Origin of the sequence: Adhaeribacter aquaticus DSM 16391 (assembly GCF_000473365.1) — a bacterium.
GTDB classification, from domain to species: domain Bacteria; phylum Bacteroidota; class Bacteroidia; order Cytophagales; family Hymenobacteraceae; genus Adhaeribacter; species Adhaeribacter aquaticus.
Genome location: NZ_KI421517.1, coordinates 2,774,482 through 2,794,159 on the forward strand (window position 1 = coordinate 2,774,482; position 19,678 = coordinate 2,794,159).

At 40.8% G+C, this 19,678-nt stretch carries 12 protein-coding genes; 6 read left to right on the forward strand and 6 right to left on the reverse strand.

The annotated features are described in order from the left end of the window. Nucleotides 1-296: 296 nt before the first annotated feature. Nucleotides 297-761: a hypothetical protein gene (locus ADHAQ_RS0114470; RefSeq protein WP_157433426.1), complete on the forward strand. Its 465-nt coding sequence runs from the start codon at nt 297-299 to the stop codon at nt 759-761. Between the two features lie 197 nt (nt 762-958). Here the strand turns inward: ADHAQ_RS0114470 and ADHAQ_RS0114475 are convergent, their stop codons facing one another. Both ADHAQ_RS0114475 and ADHAQ_RS25805 read right to left on the reverse strand, forming a co-directional pair. Continuing rightward, nucleotides 959-2,836: a M1 family metallopeptidase gene (locus tag ADHAQ_RS0114475; RefSeq protein ID WP_034256835.1), complete on the reverse strand. Its 1,878-nt coding sequence runs from the start codon at nt 2,834-2,836 to the stop codon at nt 959-961. Between the two features lie 175 nt (nt 2,837-3,011). After that, nucleotides 3,012-5,171, reverse strand: coding sequence for a response regulator (locus ADHAQ_RS25805; RefSeq protein ID WP_051359939.1), 2,160 nt, complete (start codon nt 5,169-5,171; stop codon nt 3,012-3,014). A gap of 233 nt (nt 5,172-5,404) precedes the next feature. Here ADHAQ_RS25805 and ADHAQ_RS0114485 point away from each other — a divergent pair, with 233 nt between their 5' ends. Continuing rightward, nucleotides 5,405-6,685 (forward strand): alkaline phosphatase family protein, encoded by a 1,281-nt coding sequence (locus tag ADHAQ_RS0114485; RefSeq protein WP_245590617.1) that lies wholly within the window; start codon nt 5,405-5,407, stop codon nt 6,683-6,685. 23 nt (nt 6,686-6,708) lie between these two features. Here ADHAQ_RS0114485 and ADHAQ_RS0114490 read toward each other — a convergent pair whose 3' ends face one another. Both ADHAQ_RS0114490 and ADHAQ_RS0114495 read right to left on the reverse strand, forming a co-directional pair. Then, the gene (locus tag ADHAQ_RS0114490) at nt 6,709-7,614 is read right to left on the reverse strand and encodes a sugar phosphate isomerase/epimerase family protein (RefSeq protein ID WP_026463547.1); all 906 of its coding nucleotides are present in this window, start codon (nt 7,612-7,614) and stop codon (nt 6,709-6,711) included. 34 nt (nt 7,615-7,648) lie between these two features. After that, entirely contained in the window at nt 7,649-9,793 is a 2,145-nt protein-coding gene (locus ADHAQ_RS0114495) for an outer membrane protein assembly factor BamB family protein (RefSeq protein ID WP_026463548.1), read from the reverse strand. A gap of 326 nt (nt 9,794-10,119) precedes the next feature. Here ADHAQ_RS0114495 and ADHAQ_RS0114500 point away from each other — a divergent pair, with 326 nt between their 5' ends. The 4 genes from ADHAQ_RS0114500 (at nt 10,120) to ADHAQ_RS0114515 (ending at nt 15,249) form a co-directional block, all read left to right on the forward strand. Continuing rightward, nucleotides 10,120-11,361 (forward strand): serpin family protein, encoded by a 1,242-nt coding sequence (locus ADHAQ_RS0114500; protein ID WP_026463549.1) that lies wholly within the window; start codon nt 10,120-10,122, stop codon nt 11,359-11,361. 395 nt (nt 11,362-11,756) lie between these two features. Continuing rightward, the gene (locus tag ADHAQ_RS27295; protein WP_051359940.1) at nt 11,757-12,083 is read left to right on the forward strand and encodes a hypothetical protein; all 327 of its coding nucleotides are present in this window, start codon (nt 11,757-11,759) and stop codon (nt 12,081-12,083) included. A 167-nt stretch (nt 12,084-12,250) separates the two neighbouring features. Next, nucleotides 12,251-14,647 (forward strand): TonB-dependent receptor, encoded by a 2,397-nt coding sequence (locus ADHAQ_RS0114510; protein ID WP_071781119.1) that lies wholly within the window; start codon nt 12,251-12,253, stop codon nt 14,645-14,647. Nucleotides 14,648-14,673: 26 nt separating this feature from the next. After that, nucleotides 14,674-15,249, forward strand: a complete 576-nt coding sequence (locus ADHAQ_RS0114515) for a hypothetical protein (RefSeq protein WP_051359942.1) — start codon at nt 14,674-14,676, stop codon at nt 15,247-15,249. 162 nt (nt 15,250-15,411) lie between these two features. On the opposite strand, the gene ADHAQ_RS0114520 is transcribed toward ADHAQ_RS0114515, so the two are convergent. Beyond that, complete coding sequence (locus ADHAQ_RS0114520; RefSeq protein ID WP_026463552.1) at nt 15,412-15,807, reverse strand: response regulator; 396 nt, start codon at nt 15,805-15,807, stop codon at nt 15,412-15,414. Between the two features lie 114 nt (nt 15,808-15,921). After that, complete coding sequence (locus ADHAQ_RS25815; RefSeq protein WP_026463553.1) at nt 15,922-19,677, reverse strand: ATP-binding protein; 3,756 nt, start codon at nt 19,675-19,677, stop codon at nt 15,922-15,924. Nucleotide 19,678 lies beyond the last annotated feature (1 nt).

A 19,678-nucleotide genomic window follows, 5' to 3' on the forward strand; every position in this document is an offset into this window, starting at 1 on the left:
AAACATATTAAATTTCTTGAATATTATTTAATTTGTAAAGGATTGTGAAGATTGGTAAATGAAAAATAAATACAAATACATACTGTTGTTAAACATTCTGAAAAAATGGGGAGAAGTTTAAAAAGTATTAAAGGCTTAAAGCTTCTTGTAAGCTAATATTAAGTAAACATTATCTTAATTGCTGTTTTATTAATAAAATATTAATTTTTATGAAAAGTTACTAAATAAAAGCTTTTTTCATTGACAAACATTTAATGATTGCCGTATATTTGTATCGAACATTAAAATTAAATGTCATGAAAAAAACAATTTACTCCGCTTTACTGGTAATGGCGTTATCAGTAAATGCATTTGCAGAAGTTAAAGTATCAGACAAAAAATCGGCTAAAAAAGAAGCAAAAGCTTCTTCTGTAGTGCTGTCTCAATTTTCTTCTACCTTCAAAGGAGCTGAAGATGTATCCTGGGAAGTTTCTTCTAAATTCCAGAAAGCTACTTTTATCTTTAATGGTGAAAAACTTTCTGCTTACTACAACTTCGATGGCGAATTATTAGGTACAACTAAAGTAGTAGAAGAGTACACTGAAATTTCTCCGGTTGCCTTGAAGAGTTTAGTTAAATCTTATCCGGGTTACAGTATTGCTGGTATCGTTAAATATTCTACTGACGAAACTGCGTATTATTTTAACTTGAAAAACGAAAAAGAAAACTTTGTTGTTAAAGTTTCTCCGGATGGATATGCTAGCTTCTTTAAGAATCTATAGTCTATGAATCAGAGAAAACATCTACATGAACGCCTTACCAATAAAGATTGGTAAGGCGTTTTACTTTAGGGCCGTTCTTAAGGCTTATAGCATAAAATACAAAATATTTAGTAAGCCTTCTACAGTTCTTTGCCCAAAGAGCTTTTTATTAAGAGTAGGCTAGAGGCTGCACCCAGCTAAATGCTGGTATTCAGTAATTATTTTACTTCTTTTTGGTTATTAGCCGGATTACTGTCCGGAACGTGACTGCTGCCTAGCGTTAAGTGCTTAATTTGTTTAGGAGTAGTTATGGTAATAGTAACATTGGTGTTGCCTTCTTCCCAAACTGAAATATTGTGATGAATTTTACGGACGGTTTTATCATCGAACGTAACTTTTAAATCAATAGGTACGGGCTTCGTGCCTTTATTTTCTATTACTACTTGGTATTTTCCCGCGCTTTGAGTTACCTGTCCAATGGCCAAATCAGGAGAGCCGCTATCAAAAAACCACCGTTGCCAAAACCAATCTAAATTACGACCGGCACCCGCATTCATGCTATTAAAAAAGTCATAGGGCATGGGATGTTTGCCTTTCCAGTTGTCTATATAAGTGTGGAGAGCTTTGGTAAATAAGTCATCGCCGAGCATATCTTTTACATACAGGTAGCCTAAGGCTGGCTTGGGATAGGAATTCAGGAAAAAGGCTACTTCAGCTTGTTGGGTGCTTAAGGTAATAATGGGCGAATCAATTTCTGTTCCGCTCATTTTAGCGTAAGCCTCCACTCCGTAATCATCTATAATGGCAGGGTCAATCATAGGAGAAATCAGCCATTCGCCTAAGGTAGCCCAACCTTCATCCATCCAGCCATATTTAGTTTCATTGGTACCCATATAAAAAGGAAACATGGTATGAAAAATCTCATGATCTGTTAACTCAATAGTAGCACTTCGCTCTTTAAGGGGATTATCGTTTACCATCATGGGGTATTCCATCTGGTCTAAGCCATCAAATACCGTTATGTGGGCATAAGGGAAAGACCATTTGGGAAAAGTAAAACTCATAGCTTCCACTGTTTTACGGGCAAAGCTTACTACTTCCTCAAAATCTTTATGATCCGGGTTATAAACGGCATCTACCCGGGTTCTTCTTTTGGTTTGTGGATCTACTACGAGGCTGCTGGCCTGCCAAACGTAATGATCGCTGGTGGCAAATACAAAATCTGTTACCTCCTTGGCTTCAAAAATCCAGGTGTTATGAGCATTAGCAGCGGTAATATTTTTCTGCTTTATATCTGCTTTCTCAATAATGTTTGTACTGGCGTCGCTGGTTTCGGCTTTCTGCAAACGCTGTACATATTTCTCTTTTAATACCTGGTTAGCATTGGTAAGGTCGCCGGTAGCCCAGACAACATAATTTTGAGGTACTGTTACTTCTGCTCTGAAATTGCAGAAATCGTTATAAAATTCCTGAGAGCCCGTGTAAGCGTGTTTGTTCCAACCATCAATATCATCATAAACGGCAATGCGGGGAAAGAAATAGGCTATAAAATAAGCGCCTTCCTCTACCTGACCCGTTCGGTTATGAGAGCCCTTGTTCAGGATATATGAATAGGAAATAGAAAATTTGCCGGTAGCTTTTGGGGCCAGCGTTTTTATGCGAACTGGCAGGTTGGTATTGTTTATAACCAGCTTGTTGGGGTCCAGGGCATTATTGTTAAAGCTAAATTGCTCAATTTTTATTCCCTCACCTATATCTTCTGGATCAATAGAAACATCCCGGGGAGCGCCTTTCTGGTACAGGTTGGGGTACAGTTTAAACCAGATTTGCTTCAGGGAGTCCGGGCTGTTATTTACATACACAATATCAACTGTGCCGGCCACCCGTCTTGTTCTAGGATCAAAGTTTACTTTAATGGTATAATCGGCAGTATTTTGCCAGTAGTTGCTGCCTGGTTTTCCATTTTCGGTTCTGGTGCCTTTTAGAAAGGTAGCCTGTATGTTTTTAGGAACAGGTAATTTTTGTTGGGCTATAGCCAGGGTAGGAGACCAAAATAACAGCAACAAATAAAAATAAATACTTCTGAAAGAATGCATGTTTAACCAATAAAATATAGCAATCGGTTTCGACTAGGTAAGGGTAGCTCGGTAAAGTTTACAAAGAAAACAATTATACTTTACTACCATGCCAGTAAAACAAAATAAGCCTTATTTCGCAATGCTTTTTTTCTTAAGTACAGGTTTAGCAAAATGCTTCTTTCCTGAACCACTTTTATATAGGGGCAGGGGCCATTTTTAAAGCTGTTTTTAGCTTCTCAAGATCAATTGGCTTAGTAATATAAGCGTCCATTCCTGTTTGCAGACATGCCTGCTCGTCTTCTTTCATGGCGTTAGCAGTGGTTGCAATTATATAAGGCTGTTTACCGGTGCGGGTACGAATTATTCTGGTAGCTTCCAATCCGTCCATTTCTGGCATTTGCACATCCATTAAAATAACATCATATTCCTTTCTTTCCAGCGCCCCCAATGTTTCTAACCCGTTTTCAGCTAAGTCCGATTCGTAGCCTAATTTTGAAAGTACTTTTTGAGCAAAGAGTTGGTTAAAAGGATAATCTTCGGCTATTAATATTCTAAGCGGGTACTGTTGCGCAAAAGCAGGAGACAATAATTTTTCTTCGTATTTTTGCTTTTCCGTTTTTTGCAGCCGTTTCAGACAGTTAATTACCTGCTTATACAATTGCTGTTGTTTTACAGGTTTTGTAAGAATGCTATAGAATAAATGCTTGTAGTCAGTTTGGGTTTCATCTCCAATAGAGCTGAGCAAGATTAATGGCATTTGATCATTATATTTCAGAATAAACTCTGCCAGGTCTACGCCATCCATTTCGGGCATGCTCATATCTGTAATTACCAGATCAAAATCTTTTAATTTAATCAACTTTAAAGCTTCTTTAGCGGAGGAGGCTAGAGTAGGAGTAAATTTCCATTGCAGGAGCTGGCTTTCCAGAATTTTTCTGTTCGTAGCATTATCATCTACCACCAATATTTTTTTGCCGTGCAGGTCTTCTGTGTTTACATGCACATAAGTCTGAAATGCCTGGGTGCTGGCCTGGGTGCGAATGGTAAAGCGAAAAACTGTACCCTGGCCGGCTACACTTTCAGCAGTAATTTCTCCATTCATTAGCGTAACTAACCTTTTGGAGATAGCAAGCCCTAAACCAGTGCCGCCATACTTACGGGTAGTAGAAGAGTCTACCTGAGAATAGGCTTTAAACAGCCGATCAAGTTTATCTGCCGGAATGCCAATGCCTGTATCACGTACTTCAAATTCTAACTCCAGTTGCTCATTGGCTAATTGCTGCAGTTGTCGCACGCCAATAAAAATTTCGCCGCTGGTAGTAAACTTAATAGCATTGCCCAATAGGTTAATAAGTACCTGTTTTAGCCGGATGCTATCCCCGTAAATTTGTTGAGGCACGTTGTGAGCTAATTGGTACATCAGGTCCAGGTTTTGCAAGGCGGCTTTATTGGCAAATAAATCCAGGACTTCTTCAATGGTCTGGCGCAGGTCAAAAGCTTCATAATCAAGCTTCATATTGCCAGATTCTATTTTAGAAAAATCTAAAATATCGTTAATGATAGCTAAAAGGCTTTTGCCGGAATTACGAATTACCTCCGTATAATTGTGCTGTTCCGGATCAAGTTCTGTTTCAGCTAAAAGAGAGGTCATGCCGATAACCCCGTTCAGTGGGGTTCTAATTTCGTGGCTCATGGTAGCTAAAAACAAGCTCTTCGCCTGATTGGCTTTTTCTGCTTCGGCCCGTGCCTGTTCAGCATTATTTTTTTCAGCAATCAAGGCTTTCGAGTACCTTCTTTCGTTCAAGATGTTTAATAACGCAAAGCTGCCACAGGCAATAGCCACACAGGTATTATTTATGTAAGCTAATAGCTGATAGATATGTGCATCCGCTTTTTGCATTTGGCTTATTTCATCGCAAAAGAAAATGCATACACAAAAGCAAATTATAATTAAGATAAAGTAATAAATAACCTCTTTACTATAAAGCCTTTTATCCTCGACCAAGGTTGGTGTGGCAATCATTAAAGGAAGAAAATATAAATGGGCGCCAGCTTTTAGTCCTTCAGAAAAAGCTATTAGAATTAAGAAAACACATAAACTTAAAATTATACCTGCCTTAGTAACTCTGACAAACCCTTTTAAATTGAAGATTAGCAGAAGGCTAAAAATTACAAATAGAATAGTAAGTAGAATAGCCGAAATATAGAGCCCTGCCAGAATTTTAACAATGCCATTAATTGCCACAAGGGTTAAGGCAATTATAATAATTTGCTGGCTTCTTTTTAATGTTTCTTTAAAATCAGTTAGATTATCGCTAATCTTGATAGAATGATTTCCACGAAAATCTTTCATTAATTAATAAATATATATGGAATGGTAGTTAATTGAGAAAATGTGTAAATATAAAAATAATAATCTGTAAATAATATTTATAGTAAGTAGTTGAAATTTTAAAGTATTCAACCGGTTATTTGTTTTACCGTTACCAGGTAAAACTATTTTAGCGGATGAAACAGATTAAAATATAAGTAAGTTAGAGGCCAGGGCGTAATGATTTACTTAAATTTAAAAGAGAATTATATTTCATGTTAGGTAACGTCACCTGTATAAAACAACAGATCCTTATTTTTGTTTGCTTGGTTTTATGTAATATTAATGTAGCCCAAATCCCCAATCAGCAAAATGTATTAGCAGATCGGCGGAATGGACCCGAAGCTTATAAAAAACCTTATGTAATTTTAATTTCGGTAGATGGCTTCCGGGCTGATTATGCTGAAAAATATAAAGCTGAAACCATACGGAAATTACAAAGCCAAAGTGTACAGGCAAAATACCTGATTCCTTCTTTCCCTTCTAAAACCTTTCCGAATCATTATACTTTAACTACCGGGTTATACCCAGCTCATCATGGCATTATTAATAATTATTTCTATAACCCTAGTCAGAAAAGCTTTTATGCAGTAGCCAAACCAAAAGTAGTGCGCAACGGAACCTGGTATGGAGGAACGCCACTTTGGGTATTAGCTGAGCAGCAACAAGTATTATCAGCGTGTTTATTCTGGCCCGGCTCTGAAGCCAATATTAAAGATGTAAGGCCTTCTTATTATTACAATTATACCGAGAAAATACCAATTGAGCAACGAATTCAGATTATTGTAGATTGGCTAAATCTGCCGGCAGAAAAGCGTCCGCACCTGATTTCATTTTATCTGCCTGAAGTTGATAAAGCAGGCCACGCGCATGGCCCAAATGCTCCAGAAACAGGAGCCGCGGTCAGATTCATTGATGCTGCTGTTAAGCAGTTAACGGAAGCAGTTGCTACTACTGGCTTGCCTGTTAATTATGTACTGGTATCGGATCATGGCATGGTGGAGGTTGATAATAAAAATACAATGCTATTACCTGGTTATGTTGATACTGCTCAATTTGTAGTGGCCATAAATGATGTGATGGTTGAGCTTTATTCGAAAACAAAAAATCAGGAGGAAATTAGTAAGACCTATAAAAAGCTGAAACAGGATCAGAACGGATACAAAGCCTATATAAAAACTAACACGCCTGCTCGTTTTCATTACCGGGCAAAAGATGATTCCCTGCAACGGATTGGGGATATAATATTATTAGCGCAATACCCGAAAATTTTCCGGGTGGGTTCCGGTAAGGCAAATCCTGGTACGCACGGCTTTGATCCTAAACTGAAAGATTTACGGGCAATATTTTTTGCCTGGGGACCAGCTATAGAGAAAAGGATAAAGTTAAAGCCGTTTGAAAACGTGCATGTTTATCCGTTTGTGGCCAGATTGTTAGAATTAGAATATTCGTTTAAAATTGATGGGGATGACAGAGTAGTGAAAAAGGTGTTCTAGCGGTGGTAGTTTAGCTACCGTGTTTACCAATCAAAAATAGTTCTTACATAATCACAGCTTTTCTTCCAGTCGTCTTTCACGGAATTAACCGGGGGCGTATCGAAAGCCAGTTCAATGGCAGCTTGGCCTTTAAAGCTGACTTTTTTCAAGGCTTGGGCTATGGCCAGGAAATCTGTGCTTCCTTCGCCAACGGCTTCGGTCCAGGTGCCGTTGGCGTCCTGATCGCGGAGATGGATGTATACCATTTGTTTTCCGTACGATTGAATAAACCACACCGGATCAACTCCTCCCCGAATCAGCCAGTTAATATCGGGCCCTAGTTTCATATCCGGGATTCTGGCCAAAGTTCCTTTAAGGTCGTGCAGGTTGTTCTTTACCTCGTACGTATGATTATGCAGGTTTGCCTCTACTTTGTTCTTCTTACAAATTTGTAAAATCTTCAGCAATAACTCCGCCTGCGCATCCAATTCTGCTTCGGTTTTAAGTCTTTTGGCGTCACCTACCGAAATGCCAAAAGTAGATCCGCCCAATTGGTGTAGCCGTTCTATCACTTTTTCGGCATCCTCCAAAATTTGGTGGTGCTTAGCACGATCCCACATGGCGGCATTATACGAAGTGCCGGTAACCGGCACCCCGTATTTAGTTATCAAATGCTCGATTCTAGATACAGCATCCTCGTGACGCAGGATAGATTCCATTAATTCTACCCCATCTAATCCGGCATATTTGAAATCGCTGAAAACCTGATCTAAAATGGGAGTGCAATCCCATTCGGGCGGGTATTTGCTCGCGTATACCCACACATGCCCGCTTACCGGAACACGCCTCCCAAAAGAAGCCGCGGTAGCAAGACTTTTTGTAAATAAAAGACCTGCTGCCGCGACAGAAGATTTCTGGATAAATTGACGACGGGAATATTGTTCCAACATCAGCTTAAGGTATCCTTCCCGGTTAATTAAAGAGTTATTTTTTATCGGGTAAGGCAAAAGCAACGTAACTATCGCCTTTACGGGCGCCTAATTTGGTTCCGCCACAAGCTACTACTAAATATTGCTTGCCATTTACCTCATAGGTACTTGGGGTTGCAAATGCTGCCGCAGGTAAAGTGGTTTCCCAAAGAAGCTTACCATTTTTCTTGTCGTAAGCCCGGAATTTACCATCTTTGGTACCGGCAATAAATAACAAACCACTGGCTGTTACTACCGGGCCGCCATAGCTTTCGGCCCCAGTATTCCGGATTCCTTTAGCGGCCAGTTCCTGATTTTCGCCGTAAGGTATTTTCCAGAGGTACTCGCCGGTATTTAAATTAATGGCATTTAAAGTACCCCAGGGTGGGGCAACGGCCGGATTTCCATTTTTATCCAGGAACTTAGTATAGCCAGAAATGCGATATGGTACATTCGGGGTTCCTTTCTTATTATCTAATCCTGGTTCCTTTAAGTTCGTTATGCCGGGTTCAATTCTTTCGGTACCAAATAAAAAGGCTACTAACGCTTTTTTCTCTTCCGCTGAAAATTTAGTAAAGGCTGGCATCATGCCTTTGCCGCGCGAGACAATATTGTTCACATAATCCATAGACCGATGATTTTCAATATCTACCAAAGAAGGAAAGCCACTCGCCGGATTGCCCTTGCGTTCTGAGCCGTGACAGGAAGAGCAGTTGTTCGTATATAAGCGTTCACCAGAACTTAAACTCGTTAATTTGGCATCTGTTGAAGTAGATTTCAAGGCTATTAGCCAAGCCATTTCATTGCTATTTAAATACATAATGCCATCCGGATCCACGGCTACGCCTCCCCACTCGGCACCACCATCCAAGCCAGGAAAAACAATAGTACCTTGTTTGCTTAAAGGCGTGAAAGGTCCTTCCGATCGGGAGGCTTTTAATGTTTTTTTCAGCTCATCCAGATTCTCTGCGTATGGGTTTAAGTCTTTTTCCGTAAGTGTTTGCCGGGCGTAAGGGGCCGGTTTGGTTGGAACAGGTTGGGTAGGCCAGGCTTCTTCTTCCGGTATGTCGGTGGCGGGCATGGCTTTTTCTTCAATCGGGAACAACGGCTTTCCATTTACCCGATCAAAAACAAAAACATAACCTTGTTTAGTTACCTGCGCTACCGCATCTACTTTCTTGCCATCTATTTTTAGCGTAACTAAGTTTGGTGGGGAAGGTGGGTCCCGGTCCAAGATATCGTGGTGCACCATCTGGTAATGCCATATCCGTTTACCGGTTTTAGCATCCAGGGCCAGTAAGCAGTTCGCAAATAAATTCTGGCCCTTTCGGTTGCCCCCGTAAAAATCAAAAGCAGCAGAGCCGGTTGGCACGTACAAAATGCCCCGTTGCCGATCTACGGACATGCCTGACCAGTTGTTGGCAGCACCTACTTCGGTATTTTTATAAGTGTCTTTAGGCCAGGTGTCGTAGCCATATTCTCCCGGGCGGGGAATGGTATGAAATACCCAGGCTAATTTTCCGGTACGAATATTAAAAGCCTGAATATTGCCCAAAGAAGCATCCGCACCTTCTGAAACCCGGAGCGGCATAATAATCAGGTCGCCGTAAACCGTTCCCGGAGTATTCGAAATTACAAATTTGTCTTTAGCGGTTTCGCCTAAACCTGCTTTCAGGCTGGTGCGACCGTTTTCGCCAAAAGCACTGATAGCTTTTCCGGTACGCGCATCCACGGCATGTAGCCAGGGGCCATTGGTATATAAAATACGTTTATCATTGCCGGCTTCCCAATACACCAAACCCCGACTATTACTTAAGTTATTAGATTCGGCATCTGGTTTTAAACGCCAGCGTTCTTTACCAGTGGCGGCATCTACTGCAAAAGGCTGGGTAGTAGCCGTCATGCCATAAAGCACGCCATCTACTATTATTGGGTTGCATTGAATTTGGCCTGAGTCCAGGGTATGGTATTGCCAGGCAACTTTTAATTGCGCTACGTTAGAAGCTGTAATCTGCTTTAAAGTAGAATAATGGTTCCGGTCAGGACCGCCCAGGTATTCACTCCAATCACGTCCTGAAGCAGTAGGGTTATCGGGTAAAGCTAAACTTAATAAAGCTCCGGTAAATCCTAAAATGGCTGCCGGAAGAATAAATCGTTTCATGCGGTTGTGGTGGTTTTTTGCTTTTCTATAGAGTAGTCTAAAAGGAAAAGCTTATTGATTTATATTTTTTAAATATAAGGGTAATAAAAGAAAAGAAAAAGTATTCATGTAAGGTGGTTGTGTATGGTCTCATAATGAGCTAAATAATACTTATAGTGGTTTCTTTATGAGCTGATTTATGTACTGCTTCCTTTGGCCGAGTCGTTCTTAAGGTTACGGAAGTATTCACTCCTTAAATTTTTCAGAACCTTGCAACCAATTATTTGTGTGATGGGTCAAATAAGTAAAGGCTGGATCTGCAGAAGGCTATAATAAAATCAAAACCTATGAAACGATATATAAATCAACTAATCTTTTTAGGATTAACCGGCATGTTATTTTCGTTTGCTTCTTGCCAAAACGATTTAGCTACCCCAGAACAAAATAATACGCCTGATTTGCGACCTCTTACCAATCAGGAAGCAAAAACTGTAGAAAGCTCTAACGATTTTGCTTTTAAAGTTTTCTCAGCCATCAGGCAGAAAGAAGAACGCCAGAATATTTTTATTTCACCGTTTAGTATATCTTCTGCCCTCACCATGGCCTATAATGGGGCAGATGGTGCTACCAAAGCAGCTATGCAGGAGGCGTTAGGTTTTGCTCCTCAAACCGAAGAGGAAATAAACCAGTCATTTAAGAGCTTGAATGAATTACTAAACGGTATAGACAAAAAAGTAACTTTCACGTCTGCTAATTCTATCTGGCACACCAAAACTTATCAATTACAGGCGCCCTTTGTGCAGAAAAACAAAACTTATTTTGGGGCCACTATACAAGGTCTGGATTTTGCCGCTCCGGGTACTAAAACTACTATTAACAATTGGGTAAAAGAAAAAACGCAGGGTAAAATAGAAAGCATCGTAGAAGATATCCATTCAGGCCATGTGCTCTTCCTGATCAATGCCATATATTTTAAAGGGGCCTGGACGTATACTTTTGATAAAAAATTAACGCAAAAATTGCCTTTCACCAAAGAAGATAACAGTACCTCTTCTGTGGATTTCATGACGCTTAAAGATGGGAAATATCTCTATTATCAGGATGCCACTAAACAATTAATAGATTTGCCTTATGGAAACCGCCAGTTTAGTATGACTATTCTGGTGCCAAAAGGCCAGAATACGGTAAGTAGTATGGCGGCTAACTTAAATAGCACCCAATTAGCTTCCTGGGTTAAAAGTGCTGATACGACCAGGTTAGAACTGAAAATGCCCAAATTTAAGCTGGAATATAAGAAAGAGCTGAAAGAAGCATTAACTCAATTAGGTATGGGAAATGCATTTTCTATTTCTGCTGATTTTAGCCGCATGATTGAAGGCAAGGCGGGTGGCTTAGCAATCAGCGAAGTTAAGCACAAAACCTTTGTAGATGTAAATGAAGAAGGAACTGAAGCCGCTGCTGCTACTTCTGTAGGGATTGTTTTAACTTCCTTGCCGCCAAGTATTCTGGTAAATAAGCCATTTATATTTCTGATCAGAGAAAAATCTACTAATGCCATATTATTTATTGGTCAGTTAATGAATCCTTAAAATTAAAGTTTCTGATTCTTAGCCAACTGACTATATCAACCAAAGATTGAAAGGGTCTGTATGAACGCCCCATTTTTATGAATGTGTAATAAAATAATACAGTAGGTACTTCGGCTATAAATCTTTTCCTTTATTTAAGAACTTAGCAGGCCACCGGTATAGGGACTTTATCTACAAGCCGTTATAATTCACGGGTGTTAATCGCGTTCCTTGCTTGTGGTTTAATTGCCTAACATAATTAATCTTAAACTTTTAACCTCTTATTTTACGTAAGGCTTCTATAATAGAAATAATTTTAGCAGAAATGGATGTATTAGAAAGAGAAAATTAATAAATATCATTATTATATTAATATTACATAAAAGCAATTTATCTTTGTGAGGTTGGCGTTCTACATGTATCGGTTAAAAAACTATATCGCCTTTGTTCTGTTGCTGGTGTTTGTCCGGGTATTAGTGCCGGAAACTACAGTGCTGGCACTCCATGCCCACGAACATACCAAAGAGGTGCAGAAAAAAACAGATACGGGCTTTAGGTTAGATAAAAAACACGCTCACTGCCATACCGATAATTTATTTAATTCACCTTTTTCGCCTGCCTCTTTAGCAGCAATAATTTCTCCTTTACTAACATTTCCAGATACTTATTCAGTAAGTCATGGATTTGTATGGAAATTTACCTTCCCCAATAATACCGAATTACGAGGGCCTCCTGTTGCCTAACCATTTTTAATTCTTGTCCTGAATAAGTGTAGATTTCCTTTCTGAGGTTGCTGTTACTTGTAACAGTAAAGCAACACGGGTTTTCTGGACAATTCGTATTATTCTAAATTAAATTTGCCCTAAATGCTTAATTAAAAGTTTTGGGCTATTTCTTCAATTTCGTTATTGTGAGTAAGCAATTTTTGATAGGACTGCTATTGCTATGTTGCTTCCCTGCCTTTGCGCAGGAGCATTTGCAGCAAAGTAAAAAGTGTGGGCTTACCCTTGCCGGTAAAGTAACCGACCAGCACAAGGAAACTCCTCTGCCGGCCGCTAATATTGTACTGGAAGAATTAAACCAGGCAGTACAAACTGATTTAGATGGTAATTACCATTTTCATGAATTATGTCCGGGAACTTACCATATAAGAACAACTTATGTAGGTTTTGAGTCGGTACGACAGGAAGTACGTATTTCTGGTTCTGTCATCCGTAACTTTAAATTACACCCGGCCGCTACAGAGTTAGGAACGATACAAATTTCCGGCCATCGGATACCTCCTCCGGCTACGCAAGCTACCGGAGTACTGGCAGGGCAGGCCTTAGAGCAAATCCGCGGTGAATCGTTGGGCAAAGCGTTAGAACAAATTTCCGGCGTTACTACTTTAAATACCGGACCCAGCATATCTAAACCGATAATACACGGCTTACACAGTAACCGGGTGCTGTTGCTTAATAATGGGGTACGGCAGGAAGGGCAACAATGGGGAACCGAACATGCCCCGGAAATAGATGCCAATGTGGCCTCTACCTTAACGGTAGTAAAAGGAGCAGCCGGAGTGCGGTATGGCTCCGATGCAATTGGTGGTGTGGTTTTGGTACAACCGGCCCCACTGCGCGATTCTGTTGGTACGGATGCGGCCATTAACCTGGTGGGAATGAGCAATAACCGGATGGGGAATATCAATGCTACGGTGAATCATAATTTTGCCCGATTGCCGGCCCTGAGTTTTCGGATACAAGGCTCTTTAAAAAAAGGAGGTAATGCCCAAACGCCGGATTATTACCTGAAAAATACTGGTTTTACTGAGCAAAATTTTTCTGCTTCCCTTGGTTTTCAGAAAGAAAGATACGGATTAGAAGTTTATTATAGTCAATATAACAGCAACTTAGGAATTTTGTCAGCGGCGCACATTGGTAATTTAACCGATTTGCTACGCGCCATTCAAAGTCCGGTTCCCCTGGAGTCTTCCGGGTTCAGCTATAAAATCAACCGGCCTTACCAGCAGGTAAACCACGATTTACTTAAGCTTTCAGGATTTTTCCGAACTGGTGAGGCAGGTAAAATTACCTGGATGTCTTCCTTCCAGAGTAATAACCGGGCTGAATACGACAAGCACTTGCCCCGCAATGAGGAACGTGCGGCCCTGAACAAGCCGGAAATTGATTTAACCTTAAGCACTTTTTACAACGAAGTAGTTTGGGATCATCGGCCTTTTAAAAATTTAACTGGTACCGTTGGTGTTACCGGCATGCTCCAACGTAACCGATACAGTGGTCGGTTTTTTATTCCAAACTATTTGAATTATACCGGGGGTGTATTTTGGTTGGAACGGTGGCGAAAAGCTAAATGGCAACTGGAAGCGGGCGCCCGTTATGATTACCGTTTTCTGGATGTAGTGTTTTACGAGAACCGGGTACGCACCGAGCCGCAGTTTACTTACCATAATTTTTCGGGTACCTTAGGCGGTATATACGAATTAAACCACCACGTATCCTTCAGCCTAAATGCTGGCACGGCTTTTCGGTCGCCTAATGTTAATGAACTTTTCAGCAATGGCCTGCACCATGGCACCGCTTCTATCGAAATTGGAGACCAAAGTTTAAAAGCCGAGAATGCGTATAATGTGGTGGCCACGGCTACTTACCGCAGCGAAAAGAAGCTGAACGGAGAGTTAAGTTTTTATCACAACTACATCCAGAATTATATTTTTCTGGCGCCTGTTTTTCCGGCCACTCTTACCATTCGGGGGGCTTTCCCAACTTTTCGGTACACTCAGACCAATGCTACTTTCAAAGGCATGGATGTAAGCTTATCCTACCATTTAACGGAGCTTTTGTCTGTAAAGGCGAAAGCGTCCTTAGTGCGAGCGTTTAATGTAACCGCTAATGATTATTTAATCTTAACTCCCGCCGACCGATTTGATGCGCACCTCCGCTACGAGGCTGCTCAGGCAAAAAATGCATTTTTCCAGGTAGGTGGCATGTTGGTTCGGCGACAGAATCGAGTTCCGGCTAGCCCGGTGCTTAATGGAGAACCAAGAGAGGAGCCTGCAGTAACTTTTGTGCCAGTTAACGGCGATTATATTGCTCCGCCTGCTGGTTACTTTTTGCTGCAAGCCAGCTTAGGAAAAACTTTTATGGCAGGTAAACAACCCATTGAAATCAGCTTGGCGGGCAACAACTTGTTAAACACCACATACCGCGATTACCTGAACCGGTTCCGGTATTTTGCGGATGAAATGGGGAGAAATGTAGTAGTTCGGCTGCGCATACCTTTAAATTTTAGCAATACTAATAATTAATTTTATAAACCTTAAATTTTAAAATTATGATTTCTAATCCAATTCAATTAGTTAAAAAGACTTTTTTAAAATCTTCTTTATTGTTGTTTTTAGTAGCTGGAGCTCTAGGCAGTTGTAAGAAAGACGTGGAGGAACCAGAAAATGAAGAAGAGCTAATTACCACTGTAACGTTAACCATGCAAGAAGTTGGATCCGCCAATACCGTTACCGCGGTTTTCCGCGACCCGGACGGGGAAGGTGGCAATGCCCCAACCAAGTTCGACGAAATTGTGTTAAAGCCAAATGCGGTTTACAATACAACTATTACCTTAATGGATGAATCAAAAAGTCTGGCGGAAGATATTACAAAGGAAATTGAAGAAGAGGCACACGAACACCAATTCTTTTATACGCCAGCGGCCGGCTTAAATCTGACTGTAGCCTATGATGATAAAGACAAAAATAACCTGCCATTAGGTTTGAAAACAAAGTTTACTACTGGTGCGGCCAGTACAGGTAAATTAAAAGTAACTTTAAAGCACCAACCGGGTAATAAAAACAATAATATAACTACCGGCGAAACTGATGTAGAAATAGATTTTACTACTAAAGTGCAAAACTAAATTAAGAGTATTATTAAATTTTTCCTGGCTAGGTGGGGAGTTTATTGAAGTGGGAAATACCTAGTTAATGCCTATTTATAAAATTTTTCGGGATGGTAGTTAAGCTGCCATCCCGTTTTCTTATTTAGGTAACAGAATACCAGCAGCATTCTTTAAAATTAGTTAGTTATTTCCCAATATCTGATTTAATCCTTCTGCTTTTAGTGGTTTATTTAAATAGCCGGATACTCCTAAATTCCTTACTTTATTAATATCTAATGGATTAGATGAAGTAGTCAGCATCACAATTTGAGCAGACTCTTTATCTTCTATATTTAGTTTCCGGTATTCTATTAAAAACTCAAAACCATCCATTACAGGCATGTTAATATCTAACAAAATCAATTCAGGAAGAATACCTTGTTCTTTGTAAAAACGCTCAACCAGTTCCAGGCCCTCCTTCCCATTTCTTGCTACCATAATCTGATTGGCGATGCCCAGCTTTTTGATGAGTCGCTCATTCAGGTAGGTAGTGGTAATATCATCATCTACCAAGAAAATACAATTTACTTTGTTCATTTAATATTTTTATCTAAAGCTTTCTCTGGTTAAAAAGCGCATTTTACAAACTTAAAACTAAAAAAAGGTAATCTTGTTTAATAAAAAGTAGTACTTAAATTAACTTTAAAATGTTTAATTCAAGGCGAAATAAACTTTAAAGGTGCTTCCTACTTCTGGCTGGCTTTCAAGTTCTATTCTGCCGCCGCTATCCTCTACTATTTTTTTTACAATATATAAGCCAATACCGCTTCCTTCCACATGATCGTGCAGGCGCTTAAACATATCAAAAATTTTATTTTCCTGAGAAGGATGAATGCCTAAACCATTATCTTTTACCGAAAGTACACAAAAATTTTGCTCTACTTTGGTTGCTATCCGAACAAAAGGTTTACGGTCCGGCGACCTGTATTTAACTGCGTTTGAAACCAGGTTATACAAAATGCTTCTCATGTTTTTCCGGGAAAAGCGCAAAGCAGAAATCTGACTAAAATCTACCTCAAAGGTTGCTCCGGATTCTTGTAAGGCCGTATTAAGATCTAAGCATACTTCTTCAAAAATGTCTGGTAGCTGCACCAGGCTTATATCATCTTGGGCGTCCCGTTGTAATTTAGTTAGTTCAGTAAGATCGCTGATGGTGTTTCGGAAACGGCCAATAGAATGCCTGATCATGGTAATAACCATTTGAGTTTCCTCCCGTTCCCAATAATCAGCGGGTAGGTCTTCCACCAAGGTAGCTACTAAACCTTCAATATTAGTGATAGGCGCTTTTAAATCATGAGAGGCCGTATAAATAAAAGTATCTAAGTCGCTGTTTATTTTTTGAAGCTCTTTATTCTTTTTCTGTAATTCTTCTTCTGCTTTTTTCTGCTCCTGGATGTCGGTATTGGTTCCTATCCAGCGTACTACCTGCCCATCAGCATCTTTTACTTCATAGGCACGCGTTAAAAACCAGCGGTAGTTCCCATCGGTACCTCTTATCGGGAAAGTTAATTCCCATGTTTTCCCTTTGCTTAAGGCATGTTGCACAAATGCTGATACCCGGTTTACATGATCCGGATGAATGACCTTGCTCCAACCAGCACCTTCCATATCTGCAAAGGTAGTACCGGTATAGTCGTACCAGCGTTGGTTATACCAAAAAGTATAGCCATCCGCCTTAGCCATCCAAGCCAGGTTCTGGATATTATTAGCAAAAGTCCGGAAGCGATCTTCGCTTTCCGAAAGAGCCTGTTCTGACTGTTTTCTTCTGGTTATGTCCCGGGCTACGGCAAACATATGGGGTTCACCATCCAGGGTAATACCGCCCATGCTTACTTCCACGGGATAAGTGGAGCCATCTTTTCTTTTGTGCAGGGTTTCAAACGTAGGTAAAGCACCCTGCTTTTGGGCTAGGGCAAAAACTTCGTTAAACTTATCTTCCTGGTGATTCGGGTCCACATCCGGTACCCGAACGTTTAAGGCTTCTTCCCGGGTGTATCCCCACCGTTGCAGGGCCAGGTCATTCAGGTAAGCAAACGAGCCATCTTCCCGCATCAAGATAAAGGCATCAAAAGCGTAATCGCTCATGAGCTTAAATTTCTTTAATTCTCCCTCTGTTCTTTTTAATATAGCGTTGTCCTGGCGGGTGCGTTTTATTTCTAATTGTACTTTTACGCGAGCCAGCAGTTCCGGGGCCGAAAAAGGTTTGAGCAGGTAATCGTTCGCGCCCTTTTCCAAACCTTCTAAAATAGCTTCCTCGCCGGCTCTGGCAGAAAGCATAATAACGGGGACCTGGCTTATATTGCTGTCCTTCCTTATTTCTGAGAGTAGCTCAAAACCATTCATGTTAGGCATCATAACATCCGTTATAACCAGGTCAGGCAATCCTTGGCGGACAGCAGCAAGGGCCTCCAGACCATTTTTTACTGCTTTTACCTGCCAATACGGGCTTAGTATCCGTTTCAGGTACTGAAGCATATCTGCATTGTCGTCTGCTACCAAAATTCGGATATGCTTGTCTGGCTCAATGGCTTCATTATTTCTGGTCAGCTCTTCTGGCAGTGGTTCTTCCGTTTCAGCTGCAGAGCTGTTCCACAAATTAGCTTCATTTACAAAAGCTTCTGAATTTAAGGATTGAGGAGCTGCATTTACTTCCGGTTTAATAGTAACCTGATTTAAATGTGTTTTTTCTTTCGGGATGCTAACCGTAAAAGTAGTTCCTTCGCCGAGCGTGCTGGCTACTTCTATGGTGCCACCATGTAATTCTACTAATTCCTTTACTAACGCCAAACCAATGCCTGTGCCTTCGTGGGTACGGGAAAGGCCGTTCTGAATGCGATGAAACCGGTTAAATACATTAGGTAATTCTTCTGTTGGAATGCCTACACCGGTATCCTGAACGGAAAGCCTGACATGAGTGGGAGTTTCCTGTAGTTTTAATACAATCTGACCCGCCAGGGTAAACTTAAAGGCATTAGATAATAGATTCAGGACAATTTTCTCCCATATTTCCGGATCAACGTACACCGGTTCCGAACCGGATTCGCAAATAACCTGATACGTAAGACCAGCCTTTGTCATGGCGGGTTCAAAAGCACTGGCAATTTCAGAAGTGAAGGAGCAAATATCCATAGGCTCATAAAAAACCTGAGCCCGTTTTGCTTCTGTGCGGGAAAAATCCAGCAGGGTGTTTACGAGTTTTAATAAACGTAGCGAATTCTGATAAACAATTTTTAGCTGCTTGTGGTCGGCTTCTGATAGCGATGTGCTTGGGTGCTTGATAATATCCTGTAGAGGGCCAAGAATCAAAGTCAAGGGGGTCCGGAACTCGTGGCTAACGTTGTTAAAGAAGTTGGTTTTAGCCTGGTCCAAGGCTACCATTTTTGCTAATCGCTGCCGTTCTTCTTCTATGGCAGATACATTGGTAATAGCGTTGGCTAACTGAGTGCTTACCAGTTCCAGGAAGCTTTTATAAGCAGCATCAAACTCAAGTCTTGGACTAATGGCAGCAATAAAATAACCAATTAATTGATTTTGAGAGGCTTTTTTTACTGGAATAATAAAAGCCCGGGAGGGACTTTCGTCCCAGGGTTGTCTAGGTAATGTGTTAAAATGTTGCGCCAGGTTATCTATAATCACCGGGTTATTGCCGGTTTTCTGTACCCTGTAGAGAGGCCATAGCTGCTCTTCAGTTGAGTTTAAGTTGATCTGAAGCGGGGCTGCCGGCGCATCAACAGGTAAGCCAAAGGCCCCGGCCAGGGTCGCCGATTTTCCTTCATCCGAAATTTGGTAGAACAAACCAAAAGGCAGGTCCTGAGGGTTTTGACTTAATTGTTCCGACCATTTTTCATAAACCTCTTTTAACGTATCAGAAACTTTTATTTCCGATAGGTTTTGAATGGTTGTTAAACGCCTTTGATTAATAACCTGGCTGGTTTCTTCGGAGCAAACACAAAATATGCCGCCAACTCCTCCGGTATCGTCGGGAATAGGGCTATAGGAAAAGGTAAAATACGTTTCTTCTTTAAATCCTTTTCTTTCGGGTGTTAATAATTGTCTTTCAAAGTAGCTGGGTTGGCCATCTTCCAGCACCGCATTCATGAGGGGGCCTATAAATTCCCAAACATCAGCCCATACCACCGGACCTGATTTTCCCAATGCTTCAGGATGCCTTTTTCCTAATACCGGAACATAAGCATCATTATGAAACATAATCATTTCTCTGCCCCACCAGACAAAGGTAGGATAGGGGCAGTTTAGCATCATACCAACGGCGGTCTTAAGACTCTGAGGCCAGGTTTCAGCAGGGCCAAGTGAAGTTTCAGACCAATTGTAGGACCTGATCAGGCTTCCCATTTCACCCCCACCGGCAAGGAACTGATTGGTACTACTTGTATTAACGGAACTCATG

Bases quoted from the DNA above. Each gene is read 5' to 3' on its own strand.
- ADHAQ_RS0114470 (WP_157433426.1), top strand. From the start codon at position 297: ATGAAAAAAACAATTTACTCCGCTTTACTGGTAATGGCGTTATCAGTA.
- ADHAQ_RS0114475 (WP_034256835.1), bottom strand. From the start codon at position 2,836: ATGCATTCTTTCAGAAGTATTTATTTTTATTTGTTGCTGTTATTTTGG.
- ADHAQ_RS25805 (WP_051359939.1), bottom strand. From the start codon at position 5,171: ATGAAAGATTTTCGTGGAAATCATTCTATCAAGATTAGCGATAATCTA.
- ADHAQ_RS0114485 (WP_245590617.1), top strand. From the start codon at position 5,405: ATGTTAGGTAACGTCACCTGTATAAAACAACAGATCCTTATTTTTGTT.
- ADHAQ_RS0114490 (WP_026463547.1), bottom strand. From the start codon at position 7,614: ATGTTGGAACAATATTCCCGTCGTCAATTTATCCAGAAATCTTCTGTC.
- ADHAQ_RS0114495 (WP_026463548.1), bottom strand. From the start codon at position 9,793: ATGAAACGATTTATTCTTCCGGCAGCCATTTTAGGATTTACCGGAGCT.
- ADHAQ_RS0114500 (WP_026463549.1), top strand. From the start codon at position 10,120: ATGAAACGATATATAAATCAACTAATCTTTTTAGGATTAACCGGCATG.
- ADHAQ_RS27295 (WP_051359940.1), top strand. From the start codon at position 11,757: ATGTATCGGTTAAAAAACTATATCGCCTTTGTTCTGTTGCTGGTGTTT.
- ADHAQ_RS0114515 (WP_051359942.1), top strand. From the start codon at position 14,674: ATGATTTCTAATCCAATTCAATTAGTTAAAAAGACTTTTTTAAAATCT.
- ADHAQ_RS0114520 (WP_026463552.1), bottom strand. From the start codon at position 15,807: ATGAACAAAGTAAATTGTATTTTCTTGGTAGATGATGATATTACCACT.
- ADHAQ_RS25815 (WP_026463553.1), bottom strand. From the start codon at position 19,677: ATGAGTTCCGTTAATACAAGTAGTACCAATCAGTTCCTTGCCGGTGGG.